This is a genomic window from Pectobacterium peruviense, from assembly GCF_002847345.1.
Taxonomy (GTDB): domain Bacteria; phylum Pseudomonadota; class Gammaproteobacteria; order Enterobacterales; family Enterobacteriaceae; genus Pectobacterium; species Pectobacterium peruviense.
Window position 1 is genome coordinate 25545 of record NZ_LXFV01000036.1, and the last position, 12878, is coordinate 38422.

11 protein-coding genes are annotated in these 12878 nt (G+C 51.1%); 8 read left to right on the forward strand and 3 right to left on the reverse strand.

Features of this window, described 5'->3' with window-relative positions; all coding sequences use genetic code 11:
- Nucleotide 1 precedes the first annotated feature (1 nt).
- Entirely contained in the window at nucleotides 2-1501 is a 1500-nt protein-coding gene (gene ravA, locus A0G03_RS20050) for an ATPase RavA (RefSeq protein WP_048263450.1), read from the reverse strand.
- 335 nt (nucleotides 1502-1836) lie between these two features.
- Here ravA and kup point away from each other — a divergent pair, with 335 nt between their 5' ends.
- Nucleotides 1837-3705, forward strand: coding sequence for a low affinity potassium transporter Kup (gene kup / locus A0G03_RS20055; protein ID WP_048263452.1), 1869 nt, complete (start codon nucleotides 1837-1839; stop codon nucleotides 3703-3705).
- 173 nt (nucleotides 3706-3878) lie between these two features.
- On the opposite strand, the gene qseC is transcribed toward kup, so the two are convergent.
- Together qseC and qseB are read right to left on the reverse strand one after the other, a co-directional pair.
- Nucleotides 3879-5228 carry a quorum sensing histidine kinase QseC gene (qseC, locus tag A0G03_RS20060; RefSeq protein WP_048263455.1) on the reverse strand — a complete coding sequence of 450 codons (1350 nt, stop codon included), beginning with the start codon at nucleotides 5226-5228 and terminating at the stop codon, nucleotides 3879-3881.
- On the reverse strand, nucleotides 5225-5887 hold the full coding sequence (gene qseB, locus A0G03_RS20065; RefSeq protein WP_048263457.1) for a quorum sensing response regulator transcription factor QseB: 663 nt from the start codon (nucleotides 5885-5887) through the stop codon (nucleotides 5225-5227). The genes qseC and qseB overlap by 4 nt, the downstream gene beginning before the upstream one ends.
- Nucleotides 5888-6131: 244 nt before the next feature.
- Between qseB and A0G03_RS20070 the strand changes: the two genes are divergently transcribed.
- The 7 genes from A0G03_RS20070 (at nucleotide 6132) to rbsR (ending at nucleotide 12798) form a co-directional block, all read left to right on the forward strand.
- Nucleotides 6132-6527, forward strand: coding sequence for a YgiW/YdeI family stress tolerance OB fold protein (locus A0G03_RS20070; protein ID WP_048263459.1), 396 nt, complete (start codon nucleotides 6132-6134; stop codon nucleotides 6525-6527).
- Nucleotides 6528-6855: 328 nt separating this feature from the next.
- The gene (rbsD, locus tag A0G03_RS20075) at nucleotides 6856-7275 is read left to right on the forward strand and encodes a D-ribose pyranase (protein ID WP_048263460.1); all 420 of its coding nucleotides are present in this window, start codon (nucleotides 6856-6858) and stop codon (nucleotides 7273-7275) included.
- 7 nt (nucleotides 7276-7282) lie between these two features.
- Nucleotides 7283-8788, forward strand: a complete 1506-nt coding sequence (gene rbsA, locus A0G03_RS20080; protein ID WP_048263462.1) for a ribose ABC transporter ATP-binding protein RbsA — start codon at nucleotides 7283-7285, stop codon at nucleotides 8786-8788.
- 7 nt (nucleotides 8789-8795) lie between these two features.
- Nucleotides 8796-9764 carry a ribose ABC transporter permease gene (gene rbsC / locus A0G03_RS20085; protein WP_011091661.1) on the forward strand — a complete coding sequence of 323 codons (969 nt, stop codon included), beginning with the start codon at nucleotides 8796-8798 and terminating at the stop codon, nucleotides 9762-9764.
- Between the two features lie 25 nt (nucleotides 9765-9789).
- Complete coding sequence (rbsB, locus tag A0G03_RS20090) at nucleotides 9790-10677, forward strand: ribose ABC transporter substrate-binding protein RbsB (RefSeq protein ID WP_048263464.1); 888 nt, start codon at nucleotides 9790-9792, stop codon at nucleotides 10675-10677.
- A 195-nt stretch (nucleotides 10678-10872) separates the two neighbouring features.
- Entirely contained in the window at nucleotides 10873-11799 is a 927-nt protein-coding gene (gene rbsK / locus A0G03_RS20100; protein ID WP_048263465.1) for a ribokinase, read from the forward strand.
- A 3-nt stretch (nucleotides 11800-11802) separates the two neighbouring features.
- Nucleotides 11803-12798 carry a ribose operon transcriptional repressor RbsR gene (gene rbsR / locus A0G03_RS20105; RefSeq protein WP_167389305.1) on the forward strand — a complete coding sequence of 332 codons (996 nt, stop codon included), beginning with the start codon at nucleotides 11803-11805 and terminating at the stop codon, nucleotides 12796-12798.
- The last annotated feature ends 80 nt before the right edge of the window (nucleotides 12799-12878 follow it).

Here is a 12878-nt window from a genome sequence, read left to right on the forward strand (position 1 = left end):
GTTAGTCCTGTTGCTCTGATTGCTGGATCTGCTCGGCGACCTGCTGCAGGCTGGCTTCTATTTTAGCTAGCCATTCACCAGGGACGAACAGGCAAGGCTGATGCTGGCTGAATAAGCGACGCTGTTCGCGAAGCTGCATATTCAGCTTTTCATATTCATCGGTAATTTCGGCAGGAAGCGCACAGTCGCGTTTTTCTGGCAGAGAAAGAACAGAGGATTGCAGGCTGATGTCGCGAATAGCCAGATGCTGTCTATCATCCACCAGCAGATCGAGACGTTGGGTAAACCCAATGCCGTTGAGCTTGCCTCGGATTTCCCCACCTTTTTGCAGCCAGCCCTGCAGGGCATTTTTCTCAATGATCAGGTGGTTGACTTCGATATCGTGCAGGATCAGTGGGCGTTGCAGTACCAGATCCAATGTTTCAGCGGCGATCGTGTCAGGCAAGCTGTAGTGAAATTTTCGGCCCAGGAAGTGCCCTTGTTTCTCTACTGAAAATGCCTGCAATTCACTTTGTTCACGCTGATATTGCTGACGTTTGGTATTTATCTGCTGAAGACGGAACAGCAGGCTTTTTTGCTGATAGGCATGCTCGGTAATCAATAGCTCAAGCTGGCGTTCGATGAGCGTCAATGTATTTTGGTCATGCCAGAGACAGTCTTTCAGCAGAATAATATCAACTGGCGTGATGGCATCACGACCGCAAAAAAATGCGCTGGCCTGAAGCAGACGCAGGGCTTTTTTCCAGCGTCGATCGGAAATGTAGGGCGCTTGTTCCAGCGCATCTAACTGTTGGCGCAGCGTGTAAATCAGCTCGAAGCCCACTTCCGGCAGCGCGACGTGCTCAATGTCTTTCTGCCACTGTTGGTACTCTTCATTGCTGACGCTGAGAGCAGGAGGAACGGGGTTATCGCGATCGCTACTGTTATTCACGAGCAGCGCCCGGAAATTCTGTTTTTCCTGTACCCGATCGAGCCATAGACGGATGAGCATCCGGTCATAGAGCGCTTCCAGACCGCCATCTGCCTCCGGCAGTTCATTCGAGGCCGCGACCAGCAGGCGCATGGGGATGGTGTCTTCGCTGTTGCCATTACGGAAACGTCGTTCGTTAATGGCCGTCAGCAGGGTGTTCAAAATAGCGGGGCCTGCTTTCCAGATTTCATCCAGAAACACGATCTCGGCTTCCGGCAGATAACCGGCGGTCAGGCGCTGGTAGCGGCCTTCATCTTTCAGTGCCTGAATAGAAAGGGGACCGAAGACTTCTTCCGGAGTGGAGAAGCGGGTCATCAGGTACTCGAATGCGTTCGCATGACGAAAAGCGAACTTAAGGCGCCGGGCGATCATACTTTTGGCTATACCTGGCGGCCCTAGCAGAAAAACGCTTTCTCCACTTAGTGCTGCCAGCAGACAGAGGCGAATAGCGTGCTGTCTTTCGTAGAGCCCATGTTCTAGCGCATGGCTGAGACGAGAAATTCTTTCAGCCAATGCCGCAGTTTGACGCATAATTAATCCGTTAGTCCCATGATGTGATGTACTGAAATCGTTTATTTTTGAACCTGCCTGCTTTACTGAAAGCGGTGCCTAAGAAAAACCCTACTTTCAGAAAGACAATAGTAATAATAAACGGCAGATCACAGATTTTTATTAGAATACTTTTACGGATTATTACACCCTAACGGGGTCGGTAAGCAATAAACGACCTTTTACAGGATGTTTCGTGTACGGGGCTCGCACGATAAAAATGGGTTTTCATCCTGATTTGTGCATACTGTGCGCTTTTGGACGAGTTGCTGTGAATGACGCACTTCGCGGACTGATTAATAACAGAAGATAGGTTTATGAGCTCAGAACATAAACGTTCGCTTCCGGCTGTCACGCTGGCGGCCATCGGGGTGGTTTATGGAGATATAGGAACCAGCCCTCTTTATACGTTAAGGGAATGTTTATCCGGGCAGTTTGGTTTTGGGGTCGAGCCTGATTCGGTCTTTGGCTTTCTTTCACTGATCTTTTGGCTATTGGTCCTCGTTGTTTCGCTGAAATACCTGACCTATGTGATGCGTGCAGACAACGCCGGTGAAGGTGGCATTCTCACATTAATGTCGCTGGCTGGGCGTCATACCTCCGACCGCATGACGTCTGTGCTGGTCATCATGGGGTTGATCGGCGGCAGCTTCTTTTATGGGGAAGTGGTCATCACGCCGGCTATCTCGGTGATGTCGGCGATGGAAGGGCTTGAAATCGCTGCGCCGTCGATGGACAGCTATATCGTTCCGCTATCGATTGTCGTCCTGACTCTACTGTTTATCATTCAAAAGCACGGTACCGGCAGCGTCGGCAAGCTGTTTGCGCCCGTGATGCTGATTTGGTTTTTGACGCTCGGCGTGCTGGGTGCGCGCAGTATTATCGCTAACCCCGAAGTCTTGCAGGCGTTGAATCCGATGTACGCCATTCGCTTCTTTATCGAATATAAAGTGGTGTCGTTCTTCGCTCTGGGAGCGGTGGTGCTTGCCATTACCGGGGTCGAAGCGCTGTATGCCGATATGGGTCACTTTGGTAAATTCCCGATTCGTCTGGCCTGGTTTACGGTGGTGCTGCCGTCGCTGGTATTAAATTACTTCGGACAGGGCGCGCTGTTATTAAAGAACCCCGAGGCGATCAAAAACCCGTTCTTCCTGCTGGCGCCAGATTGGGCGCTGATTCCACTGATGGTGCTGGCCACGCTGGCGACAATTATTGCCTCGCAGGCCGTCATTTCAGGCGTTTTCTCCCTGACGCGTCAGGCGGTGCGGCTGGGCTATTTGCCGCCGATGCGTATCGTACACACGTCAGATATGGAATCTGGTCAGATTTATATTCCCGCCATTAACTGGATGCTTTATATCGCGGTTGTCATCGTGATTGTCAGCTTTGAGCATTCGAGTAATCTGGCTGCGGCTTACGGTATTGCGGTAACGGGCACGATGGTGATTACCAGCATTCTGTTCTGTACGGTTGCGGTGAAGAATTGGCTTTGGCATCGCTATCTGGCGTGGGTTCTGCTGGCTGGCCTGTTGATTATCGACGTGCCGATGTTTTTGGCAAACGTGGTCAAGATTCTGTCCGGTGGCTGGCTGCCGCTGGCGCTGGGCATGGTGATGTTTATTATCATGACAACGTGGAAAAGCGAACGTTTCAGGCTGCTGCGTCGGTTGCATGAGCATGGCAATTCACTGGATGCCATGATTGCATCATTGGAGAAATCACCGCCGACGCGAGTTCCAGGCACGGCGGTGTATTTCTCTCGCGCGACTCGCGTGATCCCGTTCGCGCTGCTGCATAACCTCAAACATAACAAGATTCTGCACGAACGCGTGGTGCTGTTGACCATGCGAACGGAGGATGCACCTTATGTGCTGAATGCCCGGCGAGTGACGGTTGAGCAGCTTTCTCCGACGTTCTGGCGCGTGATCGCCAACTATGGCTGGCGTGAGACGCCGGATGTAGAAGAGGTCTTTCAGCGTTGTTGGCAGGAAGGATTAACCTGCCAGATGATGGAAACGTCTTTCTTTATGTCCAATGAGTCGCTGATTATCGGTGAACGGCCGTGGTATCTGCGCTTGCGCGGTAAGCTGTTCATGATGCTCAGCCGCAATGCGCTGCGGGCAGCGGATCAGTTTGAAATACCGCCGAACAGGCTGATTGAGTTGGGGATTCAGGTCGAGATTTAAGCGAATCCAATATATGAAGTTATGTTGGGATGAGATCGAGATATACGGTCGACCACGGGGCGAGGTGTCCCTGCGGGAACCTCATCCCCGTGTTTCCCTAATAACAAGCAGCGAGTCGCTGTCTATTGGGAAAGCCGTATCGTCTAGTGATTTAACGATAGAGAGAATAATCGTTACCAGCTAACCGATACAATCAGCCCGCCTTCGGGCTGATTGGTGAACGTAACCCTCATCTGATGCAGCGTAGCGATGTTGTTCACGATAGAAATCCCCAGACCGCTGCCGGATTTTTCCTGCCCTGGTGGGCGATAAAAGCGTTCGCCGATTCTTGCCAACGCTTCATCGCTGATGCCCGATCCGTTATCGGTGACCTTAAAGCCTCGCTCTGTCAGCGTCAGGCTTACTGTTCCCCCTTCATGGCTGTAACGAATGGCGTTATCTAGCAGATTACGTATCAGCAGGGCGAGCAGCAGCGGATGGCCCTGCCGGATGACGGGGATATCTGGTAAGTCCAGCGTCAGCTCGATACCTGCGGTTTGTGCCGTATGGTAATGCGCGATCACCGCCTGTTGCAGTAATTCATTGAACTGAACGGGCTGCATCCCCTCGGGATGCGATTCGGCATCCAGCCGCGACAGCGTCAGGAGCTGATCCACCAGTCGTGTGGCGCGATCGATACCTTTATCCAGATTCATTAATGCATGGCGACGCATGGCCTCATCGTCATGCGCCAGCTGCGCGACTTCGGTTTGAACTTTCAATGCCGCCAGCGGGCTACGCAGTTCGTGAGCGGCATCGGAGGTAAAGCGGCGCTCGCGAGTCAACATATCGCTTATGCGGGAAAACAGGAGATTCAGCGCGTTGACCAGCGGACGGACTTCCTGTGGGATGTGCTGCGTCGCCAGCGGTGTGCTGTCGTCGGGGGAGCGTAACTGAAGCTCAGCGGCAATACGTTTTAGTGGCGAGAGCTCACGTGTCACTAGCCAGAAAAGCAGTGCCAGCATGATAGGCAGCGCAAACAACCAGGGCATCAGGTTGGTTTTTACAATATCTAGCGTCATATCCTGACGGTATTCCCATTCCTGACCCACCGCAATTACGTAACGATCATCCTGCGTCGTCAGCCAGACGATGCGCCACGCGTCGTTATCATCGCGCAGTTTGCCGTCGGTGAAGCCGTTGCGTTTATAGTCAAAAATGAAATCTTTGCCGTTATCGCCATCGTTCAACACCATTTTTCCGTCGCGGGTAAAAATGGCAAAGGCCAGCGCATCATCATCCTGCTTGCCTCGGTTTTTATGTACCAGATTTTTGGTTTTGGGCAGAGAAGCTGATGGGATCCGCAATTCATCGGGATTCATGGTGGCAAGACGCTTGGCAAACAGCATTTGCTGAGTATCAAACAACTCATTGATGTTATGACGTGTCTGATACCACGAAAGCAGACTGGCGACACTCCAGCAAATTAATGTCAGCAGCACAAAGCCCGCAATCAGACGTAAGCGCAGACTGAGTCGGTTCATGGTGCATCTCCCAGAATATAGCCAACGCCATGTACGGTACGGATAAACCCGCTGCCCAACTTTTTGCGCAGGTGGTGGATATGGACTTCTACCGCATTGCTGGAGACATCATCATCCCAGCCGTAGAGCTTTTCTTCCAACTGTGCACGCGTGAGCACGCGGCTCGGATTGAGCAAGAACAATTCCAACAGCGCCAGCTCGCGGGATTTTAGTATCAACGGTTCACCGTTAAGCGTGACGCTCCGTGAGCCAGGCTCAAGGGAAACCGCGCCATGCGTTAATGCAGGTTGGAGTTGACCGTGACGGCGACGAATCAGCGCCTGCAGGCGAGCGGCCACTTCAGTTAGCGCAAAAGGCTTACATAAATAATCATCCGCTCCCTGCTGCAACCCTTCCACGCGTTGTTCCAGCGCATCGCGCGCGGTCAGAATCAGTACCGGTTCGTCATGTCCAGACTGACGCCACTGACGCAAGATATCCATGCCATCCATACCCGGCAGGCTGAGATCGAGCACCACTGCATCATAAGGGGCGGCCTTCAACGCGGCGGCGCCCGCTTTACCTTCCGTAAACCAATCAATATTAAAGCCCAGTTTGATCAACCCAACTTTTAGGCCATCACCGATCAGGCGATCGTCTTCGATTAACAATACTCTCATGGCTGCCTCGCAAGGGATGTGCCGCTGTCGCGTTTGCGCCTTTTCAGGTTTTATACGAAATCGGGGGACGACGTGTACAGGACAAATCGCTGAAACCGGACGATTTCGGCAATATAAAAAAATAAAAAGGTAAAAGCTGAGTCCTTAAGATTCTGTTAAGAACGGTTTGTTTTAATCCTTCCCGAAGACCGATTACTCCCGCAGGTTGACTGCGAAACGACAGGCAAAATAAGGAAGGAATACGATGAAAAAAGCAGCTGCGTTATTTGCCATTACCGCTCTGGTTTCTGCACCCGTGTTTGCCGCACAAAGCGGTGGTGGTTTCGTCAATCCAGAAACGCCTGCGGTTGCCACACATAAAGGGGGATTCATCGATCCGCAGAATTCCCTCACGACGGTAGATAAGGCTAAAGATCTGCGTGACGATAGTTGGGTTACGCTGAGTGGTAATATTGAAAAACGGATCGGTGATGAGAACTATCTGTTCCGTGATTCCACAGGCACGATGGAAGTTGAAATCGATCATAAGCGCTGGAATGGTCAGATGGTTTCACCCACGGATAAAGTAGAAATCCAGGGTGAGTTGGATAAAGACTTCAATTCTGTCGAACTGGATGTGAAGCAGATCCGTAAACTCTAATACGCTATCTTCAATTCTCTCGTGGTGGGCGATTGCCCGCCCTTTCTCTATTTATCACCCTTCTCTCTGTGTCATTCTTTACGGCTGCCTGTGCGTTGGCTACGTTTCTTCATCCAAATGATCGACGTGGTTAAGCTCACTAGACACCTTTCTTTGCCATCTTCCTGAAACGTGAATTATCTAGAGTAGATAACCGCGTTATCTTGTCTTTATTTTTTGTTAGCGAAACGTTTCGATGGCGATCACATTTTTTTTATTTCTTCGTTGCCTTTCCCACTTCTTTTTCTAGAATGTTGTTAGCGAAACGTTTCGCTGGTGGGGTGAGAAGATGAAAAAAGCAGCATTATTGAATTCAGATATTTCTTCCGTGATTGCTCGGCTGGGGCACACCGATAGTCTTGTTATTGGTGATGCTGGTTTACCTATTCCTGAAACGACAACCCGTATCGACCTGGCGTTGACGCACAATGTGCCAACGTTTTTGCAGGTGGTTAATGTTGTCACCAGCGAAATGCAGGTTGAGGCCGCTATTCTGGCGGAAGAGATGATTGAAAAGAACCCCGCCGTCCATGACGCATTACTCAATCAATTGAAGCAACTTGAACAGCATCAGGGAAACTCAATTGCATTGCACTATGTCAGCCATGAAGAATTTAAAACCCAAAGCGGTAAAAGCCGGGCCATCATTCGCAGCGGAGAGTGCTCTCCGTATGCCAATGTCATCCTTTGTGCTGGCGTAACGTTCTGAGGCATCAATGCAACCTTTACTGCAACTACAAGGCATCACGAAATCTTTTCCCGGCGTTAAAGCGCTTTCCGGTGCGGCACTCAATGTTTATCCGGGAAAAGTGATGGCGCTGGTGGGCGAGAACGGTGCGGGCAAGTCCACCATGATGAAAGTCCTGACCGGGATCTATCGTAAAGATGCCGGCAGTATCCATTTTTTAGGACAAGAGGTGGATTTCAACGGGCCGAAAGCGTCTCAGGAAGCAGGTATCGGTATTATTCATCAGGAACTTAACCTGATTCCCCAGCTCACGATTGCCGAGAATATCTTCCTCGGTCGTGAATTTACCAACCGTTTCGGTCGTATCGACTGGAATAAGATGTATGCGGAAGCCGATAAACTGCTGAAGCGCCTTAATCTGCGCTATGACAGCCGCCGTATGGTGGGGGATTTATCGATTGGCGATCAGCAAATGGTGGAAATTGCCAAGGTGCTGAGCTTTGAATCCAAAGTCATCATCATGGATGAACCTACTGATGCCCTGACGGATACCGAAACGGCTTCGTTATTCAGCGTGATCAAAGAGCTGCAATCTCAGGGATGCGGCATTGTCTATATTTCCCACCGCCTGAAAGAAATCTTTGAAATCTGCGATGACATTACCGTTTTCCGCGATGGTCAGTTTATCGGCGAACGCCCGGTGAGCGACTTGGAGGAAGACACGCTGATTGAAATGATGGTGGGCCGCAAGCTGGAAGATCAGTACCCGCGCTCGAATAAAGCGCCGGGAGAGGTTCGCCTCAACGTGCAGAACCTGTCTGGGCCGGGCGTTGACAGCGTCAGCTTTACCGTACGTAAAGGTGAGATTCTGGGCGTTGCAGGGTTGATGGGCGCAGGCCGTACTGAACTGATGAAGATTCTCTACGGCGCACTGCCACGAACGGGCGGCAATGTAACGCTTGATGGCCGCGACGTGGTGACGCGTAAACCGCAGGATGGCTTGGCGAACGGCATCGTTTACATTTCTGAAGACCGTAAGCGTGATGGTCTGGTTTTGGGCATGTCGGTAAAAGAAAATATGTCGTTAACCGCACTGCGCTATTTCAGCCATGCGGGCGGTCGTCTCAAGCACGCCGAAGAGCAACTGACGGTCGCCGACTTTATTCGCCTGTTCAACGTTAAAACGCCTTCAATGGAACAGCCTATTGGCCTGCTTTCCGGTGGCAATCAGCAAAAAGTAGCGATTGCCCGTGGCCTGATGACGCGCCCCAATGTTTTGATCCTCGATGAACCGACGCGTGGTGTTGACGTCGGGGCGAAAAAAGAAATTTACCAGTTAATCAATCAATTCAAAGAAGAAGGGCTGAGCATCATATTGGTGTCATCCGAAATGCCCGAAGTCTTGGGAATGAGCGATCGCATCATCGTGATGCACGAAGGGCGCTTGAGCGGTGATTTCCCGATTGAGCAAGCAACCCAGGAAGCACTGATGGCTGCGGCCGTTGGTAAGCAATACGGCGCAAAGCAGGAGTAAGTCAGACATGAGTTCTCAATCTATCGCGGCAAAACGCTGGTTCAGCAAAGAGTGGTTACTGGAGCAGAAATCGCTGATCGCGCTCCTGATCCTGATTGCAGTTGTTTCCGCCCTGAGCCCTAACTTTTTCACCCTGAATAACCTGTTCAATATTCTCCAGCAGACGTCAGTGAATGCCATTATGGCCGTCGGCATGACGCTGGTGATACTGACCTCAGGAATCGATTTGTCGGTGGGTTCACTGCTGGCGCTGACGGGTGCCGTAGCGGCTTCCATCGTTGGGCTTGAAGTGAATGCGCTGGTGGCTGTGTTTGGCGCACTAGCGGTGGGTGCGCTTATTGGCGCGGGCACCGGTGTCATCGTTTCTAAAGGTAAAGTTCAGGCGTTTATCGCCACGCTGGTCATGATGCTGCTACTGCGCGGCGTGACGATGGTCTATACCAACGGTAGCCCGGTGAATACTGGCTTTTCCGACGTCGCAGATGCTTTCGGCTGGTTTGGCATTGGCCGTCCGTTGGGTATTCCGACACCAATCTGGATTATGGCTATCGTGTTCGCTGCGGCCTGGTACATGCTGCACCATACGCGTCTGGGTCGTTATATCTATGCGCTGGGTGGCAACGAGTCTGCAACCCGCTTATCCGGCATCAGCGTTGATAAAATCAAGATTATTGTTTATTCCCTGTGTGGGCTGCTGTCTGCCCTGGCGGGAATTATTGAAGTCGCACGTTTGTCCTCTGCACAGCCTACGGCGGGCACAGGGTATGAGCTGGATGCTATCGCGGCTGTAGTATTGGGCGGCACCAGTCTGGCCGGAGGTAAAGGGCGTATCGTTGGTACGTTGATTGGCGCACTTATCCTTGGTTTCCTCAACAACGGACTGAATTTATTAGGTGTTTCTTCTTACTACCAAATGATCGTCAAAGCAGTCGTCATTTTGCTGGCGGTTCTGGTAGATAACAAAAGCAGTAAATAACCTTCATTCACACAGGAATTGAGTTATGAATATGAAAAAGCTGGCTATTCTGGTTTCCGCTGTTGCGCTGAGCGCGACTGTCAGTGCTAATGCCTTGGCCAAAGATACGGTTGCTCTGGTGGTTTCTACGCTGAATAACCCGTTCTTTGTTTCCATGAAAGAGGGTGCGCAGAAAGAAGCTGACAAACTGGGCTATGAGCTGATTGTGCTGGATTCCCAAAATAACCCTGCGAAAGAACTGGCTAACGTTCAGGATTTGACGGTACGCGGCACCAAAGTATTGCTAATTAACCCGACTGATTCAGATGCAGTAGGCAATGCAATCAAAATGGCCAATCAGGCAAAAATTCCTGTCATTACGCTGGATCGCGTCGCCAGCAGCGGTGAAGTGGTGAGCCACGTTGCTTCTGATAACGCCTTCGGCGGTAAAGTTGCTGGTGACTTCATTGCCAAGAAATTGGGTGAAGGTGCCAAGGTCATTCAGTTGGAAGGGATTGCCGGAACCTCTGCCGCGCGTGAGCGTGGGGCGGGTTTCATGAAATCTGCTGAGAAAAATAAATTCGCTATGCTGGCCAGCCAGCCTGCTGACTTCGATCGTACTAAAGGGTTGAACGTGATGCAGAACCTGCTGACCGCACACCCTGACGTTCAGGCTGTATTTGCTCAGAACGATGAAATGGCATTAGGCGCCCTTCGTGCACTGCAAACTGCAGGCAAAACAGATGTGCTGGTTGTCGGTTTTGACGGTACTCAGGATGGCGTGAAGGCCGTTGAGTCAGGCAAGCTGGCAGCAACAGTGGCTCAGCGCCCAGACCAGATCGGCGTAATCGGTATCGAAACGGCTGCGAAAGTGCTGAAAGGTGAAAAAACTCAGGCCATCATTCCGGTTGACCTGAAGCTGGTAGCAAAATAATTAAAAATATACCCTAAATAATTCGAGTTGCATGAAGGCGGTAACCGCACGAATCCCCAGGAGCTTACACAAGTAAGTGGCTGGGGTGAGTAAGGGCAACCAACGCACAAGCAGCTTGAAGTATGACGGGTATAAAGCAGGGCTCGCGCCACCCGTTTGTGGTGGCGCATTATTAACGTAGCGGGATTCGACATAATGAAAACGGGTAAGCTGGTGGTGCTGGGCAGTATTAATGCTGACCATATTCTCAATCTTGAGCAATTTCCCCGCCCGGGCGAAACGGTGATCGGTGAGCAATATAGTGTCGCTTTCGGCGGGAAGGGCGCTAATCAGGCCGTTGCCGCTGGCCGAAGTGGTGCGGATATCGCCTTTATTGCCTGCGTCGGAGAAGATGATATCGGCTCCCGTATTTGTCAGCAGCTATCCAAGGACAATATTGATGTTTCCGCCGTTGAGGCTATCTCCGGGGAAACGACCGGCGTTGCGCTGATTTTTGTTAACGCTGAAGCTGAGAACATGATCGCGATTAACGCAGGCGCGAATGCGGCTGTGACGCCTGATTATCTTCATCGTCATCAGCAACACATTATTGATGCTTCTGCGTTGCTGATGCAGCTTGAGTCGCCGTTGGAAACTGTTATCGCCGCAGCCAAATTGGCGCATGAACACCAAACAAAGGTGATTCTTAACCCTGCCCCTGCTCGTGAACTGCCTGATGAACTGTTATCGCTGGTCGATATGATCACGCCGAATGAAACCGAAGCGCAGTTCCTGACGGGAATTACCGTTGAGACGGAAGAAGATGCCGCTCGCGCAGCACAGATTCTTCATGACAAAGGCATCGAAACGGTTCTGATTACATTGGGTAGCCGCGGCGTATGGGTGAGTGAAAATGGTCAAGGGCAACGTATTCCAGGTTATCGCGTAAAAGCCGTGGACACGATCGCTGCCGGAGATACCTTTAATGGTGCGTTGGTTACCGCGTTGTTGGAAAACCGGGCAATGTCTTCAGCGGTGAAATTTGCTCATGCTGCCGCAGCGATTGCGGTAACTCGCCGAGGTGCTCAACCTTCTGTCCCATGGCGTGAAGAGATCGACGCATTTTTGCAAGCTCAGGAGTGATCTTTGGCCACCATGAAAGATGTCGCCCGTTTGGCGGGCGTTTCTACTTCTACTGTATCTCACGTCATTAATAACAATCGCTTCGTCAGCGATGCAATTCGCGAAAAGGTAATGAAGGCCGTTGAGGATCTCAACTATGCGCCGTCTGCGCTGGCTAGAAGTCTGAAAATCAATCAGACCCGTACCATCGGCATGTTGCTTACAGCCAGTAATAACCCGTTTTATGCCGAAGTGGTGCGTGGCGTTGAGCGCTGCTGTTATGAGCGGGGCTATAGCCTGATTTTGTGCAACACCGAAGGCGATCGCGACAGAATGAGTCATAGCCTTGAAACGTTGCTGCAAAAGCGGGTCGACGGCGTATTGCTGATGTGCACGGAAAGCCATCGCCCCTTGCCTGAAATGATGAGCCGCTATCCTTCTATACCTATGGTCATGATGGATTGGGCACCTTTTGAAGGCGCTATTGATGTTATTAAAGATAACTCTTTGCTCGGCGGTGAAATCGCCACCAATTACCTCATCTCTCGTGGTTATAAAAAGATAGCCTGCATTGCGGGTCCTAAAGATAAGACGACAGCCTATAACCGGCTGGAGGGCTATCGACAGGCGATGCAACTCGCTGGGCTATTTGTTCCTGCTAACTATGAAATTTTCGGTGATTTTGAATTTGAAGCCGGCTATCGCGCTATGCAGCAGTTATTAGCGCTGGAAGATAAACCTGAAGCCGTGTTCACCAGTAACGATGCAATGGCCGTCGGCGTTTATCACGCACTTTATCAGGCTGGGCTTTCAATCCCTCAAGACATGGCAGTTATTGGTTACGATGATATTGAACTGGCCCGCTATATGTCCCCACCTCTCACTACGGTTCATCAACCGAAGGATGAGCTCGGCGAATTGGCGGTTGATACACTGTTATATCGTCTGGAACACCCTAACACTGAACCTAATGTATTGGTGCTGACGCCGGAATTAATGGTACGTCAGTCCGTTCGGTAATATTTTGGCTAAGAAAACGCTGAAAAATCCGGCATAACGCTGTCTTTTACTGCGCTTTGCTGAAGAAATCCCCAGTCGGT

Bases quoted from the DNA above. Each gene is read 5' to 3' on its own strand.
- ravA (WP_048263450.1), bottom strand. From the start codon at position 1,501: ATGCGTCAAACTGCGGCATTGGCTGAAAGAATTTCTCGTCTCAGCCAT.
- kup (WP_048263452.1), top strand. From the start codon at position 1,837: ATGAGCTCAGAACATAAACGTTCGCTTCCGGCTGTCACGCTGGCGGCC.
- qseC (WP_048263455.1), bottom strand. From the start codon at position 5,228: ATGAACCGACTCAGTCTGCGCTTACGTCTGATTGCGGGCTTTGTGCTG.
- qseB (WP_048263457.1), bottom strand. From the start codon at position 5,887: ATGAGAGTATTGTTAATCGAAGACGATCGCCTGATCGGTGATGGCCTA.
- A0G03_RS20070 (WP_048263459.1), top strand. From the start codon at position 6,132: ATGAAAAAAGCAGCTGCGTTATTTGCCATTACCGCTCTGGTTTCTGCA.
- rbsD (WP_048263460.1), top strand. From the start codon at position 6,856: ATGAAAAAAGCAGCATTATTGAATTCAGATATTTCTTCCGTGATTGCT.
- rbsA (WP_048263462.1), top strand. From the start codon at position 7,283: ATGCAACCTTTACTGCAACTACAAGGCATCACGAAATCTTTTCCCGGC.
- rbsC (WP_011091661.1), top strand. From the start codon at position 8,796: ATGAGTTCTCAATCTATCGCGGCAAAACGCTGGTTCAGCAAAGAGTGG.
- rbsB (WP_048263464.1), top strand. From the start codon at position 9,790: ATGAATATGAAAAAGCTGGCTATTCTGGTTTCCGCTGTTGCGCTGAGC.
- rbsK (WP_048263465.1), top strand. From the start codon at position 10,873: ATGAAAACGGGTAAGCTGGTGGTGCTGGGCAGTATTAATGCTGACCAT.